The organism is Enterococcus sp. AZ080, from assembly GCF_051714945.1.
Taxonomy (GTDB): Bacteria; Bacillota; Bacilli; order Lactobacillales; family Enterococcaceae; genus Enterococcus_B; species Enterococcus_B pernyi.
Map to the genome: position 1 here is coordinate 1165991 of NZ_JBIOSV010000001.1, position 16589 is coordinate 1182579.

Annotated in this window: 16 protein-coding genes and 1 riboswitch; of the genes, 11 read left to right on the top strand and 5 right to left on the bottom strand. The window is 39.1% G+C overall.

The genetic code is table 11. From position 1 onward, the window contains the following. Positions 1-60: 60 nt before the first annotated feature. The gene (gene nagA / locus IGK01_RS05505; protein ID WP_349520267.1) at positions 61-1209 is read left to right on the top strand and encodes an N-acetylglucosamine-6-phosphate deacetylase; all 1149 of its coding nucleotides are present in this window, start codon (positions 61-63) and stop codon (positions 1207-1209) included. Positions 1210-1303: 94 nt separating this feature from the next. On the opposite strand, the gene IGK01_RS05510 is transcribed toward nagA, so the two are convergent. Further along, on the bottom strand, positions 1304-2092 hold the full coding sequence (locus tag IGK01_RS05510) for a MerR family transcriptional regulator (RefSeq protein WP_232092493.1): 789 nt from the start codon (positions 2090-2092) through the stop codon (positions 1304-1306). Positions 2093-2253: 161 nt separating this feature from the next. On the opposite strand from IGK01_RS05510, the gene IGK01_RS05515 reads away from it, so the two are divergent. Further along, on the top strand, positions 2254-4845 hold the full coding sequence (locus IGK01_RS05515) for an HAD-IC family P-type ATPase (protein ID WP_137072310.1): 2592 nt from the start codon (positions 2254-2256) through the stop codon (positions 4843-4845). Between the two features lie 258 nt (positions 4846-5103). On the opposite strand, the gene IGK01_RS05520 is transcribed toward IGK01_RS05515, so the two are convergent. Further along, entirely contained in the window at positions 5104-5463 is a 360-nt protein-coding gene (locus IGK01_RS05520; protein WP_023519508.1) for a hypothetical protein, read from the bottom strand. A gap of 9 nt (positions 5464-5472) precedes the next feature. Further along, the gene (locus IGK01_RS05525) at positions 5473-6285 is read right to left on the bottom strand and encodes a DNA/RNA non-specific endonuclease (protein ID WP_349520274.1); all 813 of its coding nucleotides are present in this window, start codon (positions 6283-6285) and stop codon (positions 5473-5475) included. Between the two features lie 126 nt (positions 6286-6411). On the opposite strand from IGK01_RS05525, the gene IGK01_RS05530 reads away from it, so the two are divergent. Together IGK01_RS05530 and IGK01_RS05535 are read left to right on the top strand one after the other, a co-directional pair. Next, positions 6412-6936, top strand: a complete 525-nt coding sequence (locus IGK01_RS05530; protein WP_438840547.1) for an NfeD family protein — start codon at positions 6412-6414, stop codon at positions 6934-6936. A 13-nt stretch (positions 6937-6949) separates the two neighbouring features. Then, a complete protein-coding gene (locus IGK01_RS05535; RefSeq protein WP_019723963.1) occupies positions 6950-8431 on the top strand; it encodes a flotillin family protein in 1482 nt (493 codons plus the stop codon). A 49-nt stretch (positions 8432-8480) separates the two neighbouring features. On the opposite strand, the gene IGK01_RS05540 is transcribed toward IGK01_RS05535, so the two are convergent. Then, complete coding sequence (locus IGK01_RS05540) at positions 8481-9077, bottom strand: FUSC family protein (protein ID WP_010735697.1); 597 nt, start codon at positions 9075-9077, stop codon at positions 8481-8483. 109 nt (positions 9078-9186) lie between these two features. On the opposite strand from IGK01_RS05540, the gene IGK01_RS05545 reads away from it, so the two are divergent. After that, on the top strand, positions 9187-10152 hold the full coding sequence (locus tag IGK01_RS05545; RefSeq protein ID WP_023519510.1) for an aromatic acid exporter family protein: 966 nt from the start codon (positions 9187-9189) through the stop codon (positions 10150-10152). A gap of 57 nt (positions 10153-10209) precedes the next feature. On the opposite strand, the gene IGK01_RS05550 is transcribed toward IGK01_RS05545, so the two are convergent. Further along, positions 10210-11169, bottom strand: coding sequence for a Gfo/Idh/MocA family protein (locus tag IGK01_RS05550; RefSeq protein ID WP_438840548.1), 960 nt, complete (start codon positions 11167-11169; stop codon positions 10210-10212). 196 nt (positions 11170-11365) lie between these two features. Between IGK01_RS05550 and IGK01_RS05555 the strand changes: the two genes are divergently transcribed. The 6 genes from IGK01_RS05555 (at position 11366) to IGK01_RS05580 (ending at position 16390) form a co-directional block, all read left to right on the top strand. Continuing rightward, positions 11366-11902 carry a hypothetical protein gene (locus IGK01_RS05555; protein ID WP_438840549.1) on the top strand — a complete coding sequence of 179 codons (537 nt, stop codon included), beginning with the start codon at positions 11366-11368 and terminating at the stop codon, positions 11900-11902. A gap of 13 nt (positions 11903-11915) precedes the next feature. Beyond that, positions 11916-12716, top strand: a complete 801-nt coding sequence (locus IGK01_RS05560) for a M15 family metallopeptidase (RefSeq protein ID WP_019723460.1) — start codon at positions 11916-11918, stop codon at positions 12714-12716. 9 nt (positions 12717-12725) lie between these two features. After that, positions 12726-13340, top strand: coding sequence for a glycoside hydrolase family 73 protein (locus IGK01_RS05565; RefSeq protein WP_023519513.1), 615 nt, complete (start codon positions 12726-12728; stop codon positions 13338-13340). Positions 13341-13364: 24 nt separating this feature from the next. After that, positions 13365-14042 (top strand): hypothetical protein, encoded by a 678-nt coding sequence (locus tag IGK01_RS05570; RefSeq protein WP_010735691.1) that lies wholly within the window; start codon positions 13365-13367, stop codon positions 14040-14042. Positions 14043-14318: 276 nt separating this feature from the next. Further along, a riboswitch (purine riboswitch) is annotated at positions 14319-14416 on the top strand. Between the two features lie 85 nt (positions 14417-14501). Then, positions 14502-15083, top strand: a complete 582-nt coding sequence (locus tag IGK01_RS05575) for a xanthine phosphoribosyltransferase (protein WP_438747887.1) — start codon at positions 14502-14504, stop codon at positions 15081-15083. Positions 15084-15085: 2 nt separating this feature from the next. Then, positions 15086-16390, top strand: coding sequence for a nucleobase:cation symporter-2 family protein (locus IGK01_RS05580; RefSeq protein ID WP_019723457.1), 1305 nt, complete (start codon positions 15086-15088; stop codon positions 16388-16390). Positions 16391-16589 lie beyond the last annotated feature (199 nt).

Sequence of the window (16589 nt, forward strand, 5' to 3'; positions counted from 1 at the left end):
TCTTGACTTCTTTCGTAAATAAGAGTAATTTAAAGGTAGATCATCAAAGGAGAGAATAGAATGAGAACTTATATCTATGCTGACAAATTCTTTTTAGCATCTGGTGTGAAAAACGCTGGATATCTTGAAATCACTGATGGGCTTTTTGGCGAATATCTTTCAGAAAAACCAGTTGGTGAAGTAACGATCATTGATCAAAGCGGTAAATGGATCGCCCCTGGACTTGTAGACACACATATTCATGGGTTTATGAATCACGATGTTATGGATAATGACGCAGAAGGAATCAAAGCTATGTCAGAAGGTCTGTTATCTTGTGGGGTAACTGCCTTTTTACCTACAACATTAACCTCTAGTAAAGAACGTCTAAGAGATGTGGCAGAGACGATCGGAAAAATGTACCATGAAGCTCCTGGCGCTAAAATCAAAGGGATCTATTTTGAAGGACCATTCTTTACAGAAGAGCATAAAGGCGCGCAAAACCCAAGTTATTTTGGCGACCCTGATTTGGCAGTCTTCAATGAATGGCAAGAAGCTTCAGGCGGATTGATCAAAAAAATCGCATTAGCACCAGAACGCGCAGGTGCCGAAGAATTTGTAAAACAAGTGACAGATGAAGGCGTTGTAGTTGCTTTAGGTCATAGTAATGCAACGATCAATGAAGCACAAGCAGCTGTTGAAGCAGGTGCAAGCGTGTTTGTTCATGCGTTTAACGGGATGCGTGGCTTGAACCATCGTGAGCCAGGTATGGTCGGCGCATTATTATCATTGGATCACGTATTTTCTGAGTTGATTTGTGACGGTCACCATGTCCATCCAAATGCAGCACAGATCCTGATGGAAAAAGCAGGACATGAACATGTGGCTTTGATCACGGATTGCATGATGGCTGGGGGGATGCCTGATGGTAATTACAATTTAGGTGAGTTCCCAGTAGTCGTAAAAGATGGAACAGCTCGTTTAGAATCTGGAAATCTAGCTGGAAGTATTCTAAGATTAAAAGAAGCAATCAAAAATGTCGTAGATTGGGGCTTAGCTACACCAGAACAAGCCATCATGATGGCTACGTACGTTCCTGCAGTTAGCTGTAAGATCGACGATACATGTGGAAAGATTGCTAAAGGAAGAGATGCTGATTTCATCGTCTTGAATCCTGACATGACCTTAGATGCCACTTATTTAGATGGTATTGAACGTTATCATGCGTAAAAAAGAATAAATGAACAGCCAAAAGGAAGAAGCAACTCGTAGCTTTACTCTCTTTTGGCTGTTTTTTTGTGGTGTTTTTTAGATAAATAGTTGGTTACTGGATCAATACTTCTAAGCGTGTAATAAATTCATTCTGGTCATTGGTTTCATGGAAATCTACGAGATAGAGTTCATAAAATGGACTCTTTAATTCTAGTTGATGTGTTTGTGCATATTTTTTCATTTCTTGAATGCCTGTGACTTGTTGCTCATAGGCTCCTTGGTAAGTGTAGGCCAAGTATTTCCCGGATGGTAACGTGGACACCTCATTGATCAAAGAGGCAGTTTCTGGATAGAAATAAAAGACTTGATAGGCAAAAGACTCTGACTCTTCATGTAAGATACTTCCAAATAAATTTTGATTGTTGGCACTGAGTTGTTTCTCATGTTTTTTATGCAGCTGTTTCAATGCGTAATCGACATCATCGCTAGTCGTCATTTCATCGTCTTTGATTACTTGACGTAATTGATGTTCCATCACGATCGGTTGATTGAATGGAGTATCTTCTACTTCATAGATCAACTGTAAGCGATCATCTAATAAGGAGATTTTTTCTTTTGATTCTGCAATCAAACGATGCAAAGAATCAATTTCAAATCGTAAAAGTTCTTTTGTTCGATCGATATTTTTATTATTCAGATATTCGACGATCTCAGGCAAAGAAACATCAAAATATCGCAGATCGCGAATCGTATTTAGTTGTTCTAATTCTTTGTACGAATAATTTCGATAACCGTTATCGTCATAATCTGGTTGGATCAAACCGATTTTTTCATAGTAACGTAAAGTATGTGGGGTAATATCATATAATTTTGCTAATTCATTGATTTTCAATCGATTCACTTCCGTTTGATTTATTTATACTTTATATCTGTTCCTCATTTTACTATTAGTTGATTCAAAAAAGCGAGTATTTTTAAATTATTTACACGAAACCCTTGACCTTAGAGTTACTCTAACCTGTAAGCTGATTATAGATTAGTTAGTGTTGGAGGAGAAAAAGTATGGAATGGTATAACAAGTCAACGGAAGAAACAATCAAACAAGTTCAAGTCACAGAATATATCACAGAGAGTGATCGGCTGGAACGTCAAAAAAAATATGGAAAAAATAAAATGGAAGAAAAAGATCAAACACCAGAATGGCAAAAATTCTTATCTTATTTCCATGATGCGTTGATGTACATCTTATTAGGGGCAGCGATATTGAAAGTTGCAACTGGTGCATTGATGGAAGGTGGCATGATCTTTTTAGTTGTTTTTCTAAATGCGATGATCGGGTACTTCCAAGAACGAAAAGCAGCTTCTTCTTTAGATAGTATCAAAGGATTATTGAGTGATAAAGCAGTGATTTTAGAAGATGGAAAAAAACGAGAGATCGATCCGGCAGACTTGGTCGTCGGCGATCAAGTAGTCTTGACTGCTGGAGATATCGTACCAGCAGATGTTCGGATCATCGAATCATTCAATTTACAAGTGGATGAGGCGATTTTAACAGGAGAAACACATTCTGTCAGCAAAACTGTTGATAGCTTACCTGAAAATACAGAATTAGCTGAACAAGTAAATATGGCTTTTTCGGGCACTAAAGTTGAATCTGGCAATGGATTAGGTGTCGTTGTTGAAGTAGGTTCGAATACTCAAATCGGTAAAATCAGTCATTCTTTATCAACTGTTGAAGAACAAGAAACCCCGTTATTGAAGAAAATCAAGGAAATGAATACAAGTATATTTAAAGGAATCAGTGCGTTGATTTTGTTAATTGCTCTTGTTTCGTATTTTTATTATGGTATGACATGGGGCTATATCGCTACGGCGATCATTGCTTTGATCGTTTCTTCGATTCCAGAAGGCCTGCCGTCGATTTTAACGATCATTTTGTCGATTGGCGTGAATCGAATGGCAAAGAAGAATGCCATTGTAAAAACATTGCCTACAGTAGAAACCTTAGGTGCGATGACGGTTATTTGTTCAGATAAGACAGGGACATTGACAAAAAATGAAATGTCTTTAGTTCATATAGCGACACTAAATGATTGGTATACGCCTGAATCATTTGCACAAGTAGCACATACAAAAGTCGAAGAATATTTGTTACAAGCAATGCATAATTGTCAAGAAACACAATTAGCAGATGGGGATTGTCCTGAAACGGGAAATGCAACAGAACTTGCATTATTACGTTATACAAATACGCAACAGGCAATAATCCATTCACCTATTGCCAAAATTCCTTTTGATTCAACGTATAAATACATGGGGACTGTTCATGAGATCAATGGGAAAAATATCTTGTTCGTAAAAGGTGCACCGGATGTATTGATCGAAAAAGCGGGACAACAAATGGATGCTAGAGGTATGAGCCAGTCGATCGATAAAAAACGTTGGCATAAGAAAAATGAAGATTTAGCGAGCCAAGGGCAACGTGTGTTAGCTTTTGCGATGAAAGAAATCGGCGATGAAGACTTATCTCATGATGCACTAGATGAAGCATTGACGATGATTGGCTTATGCGGTGTGATCGACCCACCAAAAGAGTCAGCAATCGAAGCAGTGAAATCAATGCAACAAGCTGGAATACGTGTCAAAATGATCACAGGCGATCATCCACTGACAGCGAAAGCCATCGCAAAACAACTAGGATTGCAAAATCATCAAACAGCAATCACAGGAAAAGAGCTGAATCAACTGTCAGAGCAACAATGGCAACGCGCAGTAAGTGAAAACGATGTATTTGCGCGAACGACACCAGAACACAAATTGGCAATCGTTTCTTATCTGCAAGCGCAAGGTGAAATTGTTGGGATGACCGGCGATGGTGTAAATGATGCACCAGCATTGAAAAAAGCTGACGTCGGGATTGCTATGGGAATCAAAGGGAGCGATGTTAGTAAGCAAGCAGCAGATATGGTTTTAGTCGATGATAATTTTGAGACGATCGCTTATGCAGTCAAAGAAGGACGTCGGATATTCGACAACTTGAAGAAAACGATTCTCTTTTATTTACCAACATGTTTGGCGCAAGGATTATTGTTACTATTCTCATTGATCGGAAACTCCCCATTACCTTTGACGACTGTGCAAATCCTATGGTTGAATCTAGTTGCTTCGATCACCTTGTCCTATGCTTTAGGATTTGAACGGGCAGAAAAACAAGTGATGAGTCGACGACCACGACCATTGAATGAACGGATTTTGTCACGATATGCGTTGGTGCGCATTTTATATGTAGGGATGATCTTGACGATCTTAGGCTTAACTGCGATGGAATATGTCTCAAACGATGCACGTCAGACGGTGTTGATCAATGCGATGGTGTTTGGTCAGGCCTTCTATATGATCAATTGTCGTAGGATCAGCGAATTTAGTTTAGATAGAGGATTATGGAAAAATACCGCATTGTTTTATTCAATTGGGATCATGATTTTGCTTCAAGCTGCGATGATCTGGTTCCCACCATTAAGAATGGCTTTAGGAACAAACCTACTATCAAGTACGGAAGTCGTCATCAGTCTTTTACCTGGATTACTTTTATTCTTCTTAGTAGAAATCGAAAAATATGTTTTATCAGCTAGAAGTTACAGGGTAGGTGCTTGATCATTCATATTATTGAAAAAAACATAGAAGGATACCAAAGTAACTAGGTGCTTTTTATTCACACTAAACCCAAGTAACGTTGGAAGAAGAAACTAGTTTATAAAATAAGTTAGTAAAAACGTCCGAAATGAGAATGATCATTTCGGACGTTTTTTTGTTTTATATACCTAAACATACGCGATACGTTTTTTGTTAAATGTTCAAAGATAAAGCCCCAGTTTGTCATTGTTAATGCGAGCAACCTTAGTTAGTAGAAAGTTAAAAAAATTCGACAATCGATTTCGAAGAGTTTGCGTATCTTATTAGTAAATCGGCAAAACTCCCATTAAATCGCTGGATTTCTTCTTTTTGGTGAGAGCGAGGAAACAAACAAACCGTTTTTTCATTTGCTAAGAGATAATCACCATCGATCGTACGAGCCACCAAGTGAAAGGATGAAAGGAGATTCGCGACCTCCGCTTCATCCAGGGAGTTATAATCGATTGTTCGCAGAATACTAGCTTTGAAATGTTGGTAAGAAGGGAAAAACACAAGTTCCTCATAATCGAACAGCTCGTTTTCTTCCAGCCATGCGAGTGTTTCTTCTAATGTACGATTTTGCTTCAATTGTTCAAACAATCGTTTCACCTACTTTTTATTTGGTATCAATACCGTAAAATCAATCGTTGGGTTATTGCCTGTTCCTTTTGCCTCTAACTCGACACTTTCAGGGATGAGTTCATCGCCAACATAATGTGGAGTAACACGATAGCGTACAGTTTCACCATGATTCAACGCCTTACGGATTTTTAGTTCATAGTAGTTCATGTAAGGATCATTTACTGGGAATTGAAACAAAGTAACTAGATTTCTTTCGTCGTCGCCACTACCACCGAACTGTTTAGCGATCAGATGTCCGCGAGAATGATCATATCTGGGTCCAGAAATAAATCCAGGAGGACGGATGTCACGGTTTGCGCTGGTTCCTGTATTGATCATTGATTTTTCCAATAAGGCAGCCGCACCAGTGGGACGTCCTAATCGATCAAGCTCATGATACTCGATCCATCCTTTGTTTGTTGAGAGCTCAGCCACATCAAAGGAAGCTGTTCCTAATTCTTGTGGCCCAGGATTGTTTCCAGTCGGTGCTAAGTCTTCTTCTTGAGGTAAGCCGTTGTTTCTTGGCTCAGATGAGTCAGGTATACTACTTGTGATAGTAGCTTCACTTTTGCTTGTACTTTCGACTGGTTTATCAGAAGATTCCATACTATATGTATTCATGTTTGATCGTTGGTCAGTAGAAACTCCCGCTTCACTCTCGATTGAAGCAGTATAACTAGATTCACTGTAATCACTTGAGATCGGTTGTTCTACATTCAATAGATCCATTCCGATAAAGCCAATTGCGCCAAAAACAACTATAGAGATCAATGTACCCCATAGTTTTTTTAAATTTTTCATTCGTTCACCTCCTTTGTTAGTATAATCCAAAACCAAGCGGACTAAAAGTGAAAACTTTATCCAAAGTAGGTTAATTATATAGGTTAGTATGATATGATAATCTTGTACACAAAGGAGGCGAATGAGATGATAGGAGGAATCGCAATCATCACGATTTACTGGTACGTTTTACTCATATGCGCTGGGGTTGCAGTGTTACTTGTTATTTTTGGAGATGTCTTTGATGTCGATGGACCTATTGATCCGATGCTGATCGTTCCCTGGTTGACTTTTACCAGTTTATTAGGTTATTTAGGTGAATCCTTGACCAACCAGTCCTCATTAGTGATTTTCGTGATCAGCGCGATTATTGCAACCGTTTTAGTTTTTTTGTTGAATTTTTATATCTTGATGCCGATGAAGCACGCAGAATCGACGCTATCAACTTCTGAAAAAACATTAGAAGGTCAAATCGCGACAGTGGTGACCCCGATACCGATCCAGGGAATGGGAGAAATCCAATTAAAAAGTGTTACTGGTTCAATCAGTCGCCCTGCTTGTTTTTATACGCCCCAAGAGAAAATGATCGGACGTGGCGAAAAGGTTTTGATCATTGAAGTAAGAGACCGTGTTTGTTATGTTACACCGTACGAAAGTATGTTGAAAATGTAAAGGAGTGGAAGAAATGGAAATATCTGGAGTGTTTGTTGCAATTGTTTTAGCAGTGTTGATCGTTTTAATGTTATTAATCGTCTTTGTCGCTAAGTACCAAACGGCAAAGCCTGACGAAGCATTGATCATCAGTGGTAGTTACTTGGGAAGTAAAAATGTCCATGCCGACGAGAGTAACAATAAAATCAAAATCGTCCGCGGTGGAGGTGCATTCGTATTACCAGTTTTCCAACGTTCGAATCGCATCAGTTTATTATCAAGCAAATTAGACGTGTCTACCCCAGAAGTTTATACAGAGCAGGGTGTGCCGGTGATGTGTGACGGTACTTCGATCATCAAGATCGGTTCTTCTGTCGAAGAAATTGCGACAGCAGCGGAACAATTTCTAGGGAAAACGCGAGAAGAACTTGAAAATGAAGCCCGTGAAGTCTTAGAAGGTCATTTGCGGTCGATCCTAGGTTCGATGACAGTAGAAGAAATTTACCAAAATCGTGACAAATTCAGCCAAAGTGTGCAAGAAGTTGCCTCGGTGGATCTAGCAAAAATGGGCTTGATCATTGTTTCGTTCACGATCAAAGAAGTCCGTGATAAAAATGGTTATTTGGATTCTTTGGGGAAACCACGGATTGCTCAAGTCAAACGTGATGCAGATATTGCAGAAGCAGAAGCACTAAAAGAAACGCGTATCAAAAAGGCGGAAGCAGAGAAAGAATCTCAAGCCGCAGAATTACAACGCCAAACAGAGATCGCCGAATCTTTAAAAGAAAAAGAATTGAAATTAGCTGCCTATAAACAGGAGCAAGATGTGGCACGAGCAAAAGCTGACCAAGCGTATAATTTAGAAAGTGCCAGAGAACAACAACAAGTAATCGAACAAGAGATGCAAGTAAAAGTCGTCGAACGTCAAAAACAAATCGAATTAGAAGAAAAAGAAATCATTCGTCGTGAAAAACAATACGATTCTGAAGTGAAGAAAAAAGCCGATGCGGATCGTTACGCCAAAGAACAAGAAGCCCAAGCACAAAAAGTCAAAGAAGTGACTGAGGCAGAAGCAGAACAATTTAGAATCGAAGCCTTAGCCCAAGCCCAAGCCAACCAAACTCGTTTAGCTGGACAAGCCGAGGCAGAAGCCACGTTAGCAAAAGGGAAAGCGGAAGCAGAAGCAAAACAAAAAATCGCAGATGCGTTCAAAGAATATGGAGAAGCTGCTGTGCTTAGCATGGTGATCGAAATGTTGCCTCAATTGATGCGTGAAGCGGCACAACCGCTAGGCAATATCGAAAAAATCTCTGTTGTTGATACAGGAAACTCCTCAGGTGAAGCAGGTGGCGCCAATCGAGTGACAAGCTATGCGACAAACTTATTGTCGACGACACAAGAAACGTTGAAAGAAACAACTGGATTGGACATCAAAGATATCATTGAGAATCTTTCCACTCGTGGAAATTCTAGACAATTGAATGTCTATGAAGGATCAAATGAACCGAAAGAATAACTTAAGAAAGACTCAAAGGATCATGTCCTTTGAGTCTTTTGTTGGTTCGCTATTTATTTTCATTTTGCTCACGGATCTGTGCTTTTACTTCTTCAAGACTTTCAAGTAAAGCCTGCTCTTTTTTTCTTAATTGTTCTAAGTCCTCGACAATCTCTTCTTTTTTTTCAACTTCTGGCGGACGCAAGCAAAAATTGATACCGATAGCAATAAATGTCCCGATAAATGTATCGAAAACCCGCTCAATCGCATAGAAGGCTGACTCTCCTTGAGGGATACTTAAAGAGATCAGTAATAATGTTGCAATAGCAGCAATGATTCCAGAATTATTATTGATACCGTCAGATAAGACGATCACAATGATCACTAAAAGTGGGAGAACGATCAGTTCAACTAAAAAATCATTGTGGAAGTAACTTTTTACAAAAAAATAGAAAATACCTAATCCGCCACCAAGTAGATTGCCAATAATACGCGAGCGACCAAAAGAAAAGGTCGTAGTCAAATCCTGGCGCAAGGAAAAAACAGCAGATAGGGCAGCAATCATTGGAATGCCACGATCAAAGAGATGAAAGATCAAAATACATAAGAAAACGGCTAAAGCACTCTTCATTGTACGCATACCAAGTCGAAAGCGTCCAAATTGCATAGTATACTCTCCTTTACGTTCTTTACAATATCATAACTAAACTTACCTTGGATTGCTAGTTTTTCATGAACGAATTTAGTATAATTCAATAAAAAGAAAGGAGCCGATCATGCGTATTGGAATGAGAACGGTAAAAACGGTCATCAGTGTATTTGCTTCCATGTTGGTTGCAAACTACTTTTCCTTATTATTCTGGCCATCTGCCGGTATTATTGCGTTGTTAAGCGTAGGGAATACTCGTCGCTCCACCTTGATGACTGGGATCTATCGAGTCGCTGCATTTATTGTCGCTACGCTTATTGCCTACATGTGTTTTACACTTTTGGGCTATCGAATCATCAGTTTCAGTGTCTTTCTATTATTTTTTATTCCAATCGCCGTGCGGTTCAAATTGACAGAAGGAATCGTTGTAAACTCAGTCTTGATCACTCATTATCTTAGTGAACAAAGTATGAGTTGGCAATTGATCACAAACGAAGCAGCCTTGATGATCATTGGTGTAGGCTTTGCTTTGTTATCTAATGTCTATATGCCAGATAGTAAAAAACGTTTAAAGGAAAATCAAATGATCATCGAAGAGCGATTTCGTCTTCTTTTGAAGAATATGGCAGACTTTTTGCTTTCTGGCGAAGCTTACGAAAATCAAGGGTTATGCAAAGAATTACAAGTTTATATTCGAGAAAGTCAAGCATATGCACGGAATCACCAAGAGAATAACTTGCTTAGACAAAATCAATACTATGAAACCTATTTTTCTATGCGACGGGCTCAGATCAATGTGATCCAAGATATGCAAGAAAATTTAGCTTATATCCAGGACCCAGTGCCTTATAGCGACCATATATACGGCTTGTTGATCTATACAGCTGAGACATTTTCTGAATCAAATGATGGCAAAGAAATATTGACACGGATCGAAGAGGTCTATGGAATGTATCGTCAAATGCCATTGCCGACTACTCGAAGTGAATTTGAGGATCGTGCGGAATTGTTTCAGTTTTTACAGTCATTTAAAAGTTTTATTGAAATAAAAGTAGAATTTTCTCAGCAGATGATAGTGGATGCGGAAAAGTGAACAAATAAGACGAAGCGATGAGGAGACCATTCTCGCTTCGTCTTATTTTTATTTTGTTTATTTGTTATTCTTCCAATGCTCTTGCATATCATCTAAGAGTGCAATCACTTCGGTGGTTAAGTACAGGGAACGGTTTGGAAGTTCTCCTTCGATCATTTTTACCATATTTTCAATTTCATAATTCATTGCTTGCGCACGATGGCCACTTTCGATCAATTCTTTTGTACCGTCAGTATACATGATTTCGGCTTGGTCAGCTCTAGGATAATCATTGATCGAGATATACCCATTTTCAAAAGCAACGATTCCGACTTTTGGCATTTTTGCTTGGAAGGTCAGGTTGATCGTAGCTAGTTCATTTTCTTTATTTTGCAAGATCGTTACAGATTGTTCATCGACACCTGTTTTAAATGGAATCATACGAGAGGCGATGACTTCCGGTTGTGAGCTCAAAAAGAATCGAGCAAATGAAACAGCATAGGTTCCAATGTCAAGTAATGCTCCACCTGCTAAATCAGGGTTGAAGAAGCGGTTGGTCGGATCAGGTTCTTTGTAACTGCCAAAAGGTGCTTGGATCATCTTTAATGCACCTAACTTGCCTGAATCGATCATTGAACGAAGTTGATGATACAAAGGCATGTTGAAAATCGTCATCGCTTCTGCCAAGATCAGCTGTTTTTGTTCGGCTAATTGGATGGCTTGTTGAAGTTCTGCCTTATTCATCGTGATGGCTTTTTCGCATAAGACATGTTTCCCAGCTTCCAAGGCAGAAAGGATATAGTCGATATGTTGACGATTCGGAACGGCGATATACACGATATCAACTTCAGCATCTTGCAACATTTCATGATAATCGCCATACGCTTTTTTGATAGAATGGCGTGTAGCAAAATCCTGTGCTTTTTCCAAAGTTCGTGATGCAACAGCAACCAATTCACTTGATGTTTGATCGAAGTTTTCTGCAAATTCGTTAGCAATCGATCCTAGACCGACAATGCCCCATTGGTATTTTTTCATTTTTCATCTCTCCTTGACGTGATATATTTAATATAAGGGTATTTAGTTGAATACTCTTGGTTTCGCTATTATTATATCAAAAAAAGGACTTCCAATCGTTTTGAAGAATTGCTTTCTAAAAAAAGGTGAAAGAAATGTTCTAATAGATGATTTTTTACCTTAATTTAAGTAGAATAAGAAGGAGGAGGAGATTGCGATGCATCAAGTATACGTTGATCTTATTATGAGTGTTTTACTCGAACAATTTGAAACAGAAGAAAATTTCTTAGATACTTATCTATTGGTGGATGAAACAACTTGGCAAGCTTGGAAGCGTGGTGAACAAAACTTACCATCCGAGGTCATGCAAAAAGTGAAAAATCTTTTTACGGACTATGAATGGATGTTGACGCAAAAAATTCTACGTCAAACCACTATTTTCCCTGAAAAAAGAAACGTTGCAGTAGCCGAATATAAGCAAATCAAAACACGTATTGCTCAGAAATGGGTAAGTAGTGGCAGTGCGAATGTAGAGTTGCTCCCTTTAAAAAATGATCAAATTGTCAATGGATATCTTGACTTGAAAGTCAGTATTCAATATGATGAGTGGGGTTATGATGACATTTTGAACTTTCGATTACCAGCAGAAGTTCAAAAGCAAATCGAAGGGGAGAAAATCGAGTTGTTAGATTGGGTAAATGAAAATCTGGAAGAAACTTACGTGAGTGAGAAAGTGGAACCAGAAAGGGAATGAAAGGATTTTTTGCGTGAATAAAATTTTAGGCGTTATCTCAGTCGTGATTATGATTGTTGCGATGGGCTATCTGGTTGTTAGTGAGAGTCGGACGGATACGAAAGCTCAAGCTGATAATTCAAAGACAGAACAAACAAATACGACGAGTGCGACAGAAGAAAGTACAGAAAAAGCAACAAAAAAAGCAACCTCTAGTGATTTGCCAGATGTTAAGTTGGATGATTGGTCGCTAGTATTGGTAGGACCTGATCATAAAATCGAGACAGAAATCGATGAAGCCAACCAATTGGCTGCGCTAGATAATGGCTATCTGATCGACAAACGTATTAAAGCTGATTATGAAGAACTGGCTAACGCAGCTAAAGCTGCGGGCTTTCCTTTAGTTATGGTATCGGCTTATCGCTCAGTTGCGACACAACAAGAGGTGTTCGCTCAAAATGTCCAACAGGTGATGAGTAGTCAGGGAGTCACTGAAGAAGAGGCGACCGCGATTACGAAAAAAACTATGACAGAACCGGGTTACAGTGAACACCATACAGGTTTAGCTGTGGATGTGGTCGATGAAACATGGTACAACAATTATCCCAATACTGTATTGGATGAAAAATATGGTGACGAACCAGGTGCGAAATGGCTTGCGGACAATGCCTCTAAATATGGCTTTATCATCCGTTATCCAAAAGGTCGAGAAGATATTACAAAAATCACTTACGAACCTTGGCACCTGCGTTATGTAGGCAAAGAAAGTGCAGAATATATCACATCAAACGATTTAACGATGGAGGAGTACTTGGACCAACTAAAAGAAAAGTAGGAATAAGAGATGGCAAAAAACAAATGGAAAAAACAAAGGCGTAAAAATAATCGCTGGTTTGCTGTAGTTTTAGGGAGTATGTTGATCATGATGGCTTTTGTTTTTTCTTTGAGAAGTTTGTCATCGCCCTACTCTACGGAAGCACAGCAACAAGAAACACTGACTCATCAGGAATTTATCAACGCATTAGTTCCACATGCGAAAGAACTACAACAAGGCTATGGCGTTTTGCCAAGTATCATTATTGGGCAAGCCATCCTTGAATCTGATTGGGGCAATAGTACGCTTGCCAGTAAATATAAGAACTTGTTCGGTATCAAAGCGTTTGGGAACGAAGAAAAAGTCAATCTGGAAACAAAAGAATATATCAATGAAGAATGGATCACCATCCAAGGAGACTTTCGAGTCTATTCTTCGTGGAAACAATCAATGGATGACCACACAGCTTTATTTGTCAATGGTGTCGATTGGAATCCTGCATTGTATGCGAATGTGATCACTGCGACCAATTATATTGAAGCAGCTCATGCGTTACAGGCGGCAGGATATGCGACAGATCCGACATATGCTGATAAAATCATACATGTGATTGAAACTTACCAGTTAAATCAATACGATCAATAATCAGGAAAGAACGGAAGTGGACGGATGGCAGATTTATTTGTTCCAGAAATAATGACAGAATTACGTAAGGATATCGTGAGAGTCCCAGAGGTCATTATGGAAGCAAGTGGTATTAAAATTTTTGGCAAGTTGATACGTTCGATTATCTTCACCACGGATATTGCGATCATCAGAAACACCAATGCAAATGCAGTGATCGCAGTTTATCCTTTTACACCCCATCCGGCGATTACGAAAAGCATCATTGAAGCAGCGGATATCCCTGTATTTTCAGGTGTCGGTGGTGGCTTGACACAAGGGATGCGTTCGGCATATATGAGCCTTTTTGCAGAAGCACAAGGATCATTAGGCGTAGTCTTGAATGGTCCAACACCAGTAGAGACTGTCCATGATGTCTGTCAAGTGGTTGATATACCGGTAATCAGTACAGTCACGTCTAAATACTCGGAAATCGACGAAAAATTGGCAGCAGGCATTACGATCATCAATATCAGTGCGGGAAAAGATACAGCAGACACTGTTCGCTTTTTCCGAGAAAAGTACCCAGAATTACCGATTATTGCGACTGGAGGTCCCACGGAAGAAAGCATCAAAGAAACGATTGAAGCTGGCGCCAATGCAATCACCTACACACCACCTAGTAGCGGAGAGTTATTCAGTCGTAAAATGGACAAGTATCGAAAAATCGAGAAAACCAATTGAGTACCAAACGAAAATAAATATCATTCAACCAACCATAGATAATAGTTATCGATATAAACTTGGCTTTAGCAACCTTTTCCTTTATGGGATTGGTTGCTTTATTTCATAAATACTATTTTGTTTGTTAGGATGAAACTATGAGGTTTATCAAGTCTAATCTAAAGATAAATCCTTCATGAGAAAAACAAGAAATATAGTTGTAAGTTTCAGAAACAAGTGTTAGACTGTTTTCATCGTTTAAAAATTAAAATATTTTGTTTCTAAAAATATCATTTATCAATCGAATATCGAACAACTTATATATCGTCATAATAAGGATGACAGTTTCTAGCCAGCACCGTAAATGTTGGACTATAAGTGAAAAAGTAGTGAAACATCTTTTTTGCTTATACATGAGCAGTAGAGATGTTTTTTTCTATTTTGAGTGGCATGAATTTAGCAAGAAAAGGAGTAAATAAAGTGAGAGAATTAGTTGAACGTATCAATAAAGATGGACAAGTCTTGGGTGAAGGCGTGTTGAAAGTAGATAGTTTTGTTACCCATCAGGTAGATCCAGTGTTGATGGAACAAATGGGCCAACGTTTTGCGGAAGTATTTAAAGAACAAGGAATCACTAAAGTGGTGACAATTGAAGCTTCTGGTATCGCCCCTGCTTTATTTGCGGCTAAAGAGCTCGGTGTACCGATGATCTTTGCAAGAAAAGCCAAAAGTTTGACGATGGATGAAGAATTATTGACGGCATCCGTTTATTCATTTACGAAACAAGTAACAAGCACGATATCGATTTCTCGTAAATTCTTGTCTTCTGAAGATAAAGTATTGATCATTGATGACTTTTTAGCGAATGGTCAGGCGGCAAAAGGTTTGATCGAATTGTGCCAACAAGCAGGTACGAGTGTTGAGGGAATCGGGATCGTCATTGAAAAATCCTTCCAAGACGGTCGTCAACTTCTTGAAGAAATGGGCTTAAAAGTGGTCTCACTTGCCCGCGTAGCATCACTTTCTGATGGTCAAGTAGATTTTCTTGAGGAGGATGCGTAAGCGTGGAGAAAGAAACTCAAAATGGAAAAGCAGCTGTCTTAGGGTTACAGCATTTATTAGCGATGTATGCGGGAGCAGTCGCTGTACCGTTATTGATTGGTACGGGGTTAGGATTTAATCAAGAACAAATGACTTATCTTATCTCAATCGATATTTTCATGTGTGGATTAGCGACGCTCTTGCAATTAACTGTCAATCGCTTTTTCGGGATCGGTTTACCAGTTGTTTTAGGTTGTGCGATCCAAGCAGTTGCGCCGTTGATTTTGATCGGTAGCACAGAAGGTGTCGGTGCGATCTATGGCTCGATCATCGCGTCAGGGATTTTTGTTGTGCTAGTTGCTGGTTTCTTTTCAAAGATCAAAAAACTATTTCCGCCGATTGTTACTGGAACAGTGATTACAGTGATTGGCTTGACGTTGATTCCAGTAGCCATCGAAAAAATGGGTGGCGGCAGTGCAACTGCTCCAGGCTTTGGTGATCTGACGAATTTATTATTAGCGTTTGTCACGATCCTACTGATCGTTGGTGTGCAATTATTAGGCAAAGGGTTCATTCGATCCATTGCGGTTTTGATCGGTTTGATCGGTGGAAGTATCTTAGCTGCCTTTTTAGGTAGAATCGATCTAGGAGCAATTGGACAAGCCCCTGTTTTTCACGTACCGCAACCTTTTTACTTTGGAAAACCGACATTTGAAATCTGGTCGATCTTATTGATGATCATCATTTCAATGGTAAGTATGGTAGAATCAACAGGCGTCTATTTTGCCTTAGGAGATATCACTGGAAAAAAAGTCGGGGAAGAGCAGTTGAAAAAAGGTTATCGAGCAGAGGGGTTAGCCGTCATCTTAGGTGGTATCTTTAACACATTTCCTTATACAGGATTTTCGCAAAATGTTGGGTTGGTACAACTTTCAGGAATCAAAACAAGAAAACCCATTTACTTTTCCGCTTTCTTTTTGATCATCTTGGGCTTATTCCCTAAAATCGGCGCAGTGGCTCAAATCATACCTGAACCAGTCCTTGGTGGCGGGATGTTGGTCATGTTTGGAATGGTGGCGATCCAAGGAATTCGGATGTTATTAGAAGTAGATTTTACAAATGACAAAAATTTATTGATTGCTGCAGTGTCGATTGGTTTTGGTTTAGGCTTCAATTTGATGCCCGAATTATTCAGCCAGTTACCTGAAACAGTTCAAATGTTCACAGGAAATGGGATCGTTATGAGCAGTATCACAGCAATTGTGTTGAACTTAGTTTTTAACGGACTAAAACAAGACGAGAGAATCATTAAAGAAGCATTGAAGTAATGATGTAGATTACTTTTATAAATCATAGCTAGTAACTGAATAAGGTAGAGACCTTTTTAGCTTAGAGAGATAAGGCGCCATCCACGAAATTTGTTTTTCAAATTTTTGTGGAGGGTGCCTTATTTTCGAAGAGTTTACTTTTGTACCTGCCGTTTATTCGATTTTAGGTGGTGCGAGAAGACGAATGTCCCAGACGAAT

Coding starts and splice junctions, on each gene's coding strand:
- IGK01_RS05515 (WP_137072310.1), top strand. CDS start 2,254: ATGGAATGGTATAACAAGTCAACGGAAGAAACAATCAAACAAGTTCAA.
- IGK01_RS05545 (WP_023519510.1), top strand. CDS start 9,187: ATGCGTATTGGAATGAGAACGGTAAAAACGGTCATCAGTGTATTTGCT.
- IGK01_RS05565 (WP_023519513.1), top strand. CDS start 12,726: ATGGCAAAAAACAAATGGAAAAAACAAAGGCGTAAAAATAATCGCTGG.
- IGK01_RS05530 (WP_438840547.1), top strand. CDS start 6,412: ATGATAGGAGGAATCGCAATCATCACGATTTACTGGTACGTTTTACTC.
- IGK01_RS05555 (WP_438840549.1), top strand. CDS start 11,366: ATGCATCAAGTATACGTTGATCTTATTATGAGTGTTTTACTCGAACAA.
- nagA (WP_349520267.1), top strand. CDS start 61: ATGAGAACTTATATCTATGCTGACAAATTCTTTTTAGCATCTGGTGTG.
- IGK01_RS05550 (WP_438840548.1), bottom strand. CDS start 11,169: ATGAAAAAATACCAATGGGGCATTGTCGGTCTAGGATCGATTGCTAAC.
- IGK01_RS05535 (WP_019723963.1), top strand. CDS start 6,950: ATGGAAATATCTGGAGTGTTTGTTGCAATTGTTTTAGCAGTGTTGATC.
- IGK01_RS05570 (WP_010735691.1), top strand. CDS start 13,365: ATGGCAGATTTATTTGTTCCAGAAATAATGACAGAATTACGTAAGGAT.
- IGK01_RS05525 (WP_349520274.1), bottom strand. CDS start 6,285: ATGAAAAATTTAAAAAAACTATGGGGTACATTGATCTCTATAGTTGTT.
- IGK01_RS05540 (WP_010735697.1), bottom strand. CDS start 9,077: ATGCAATTTGGACGCTTTCGACTTGGTATGCGTACAATGAAGAGTGCT.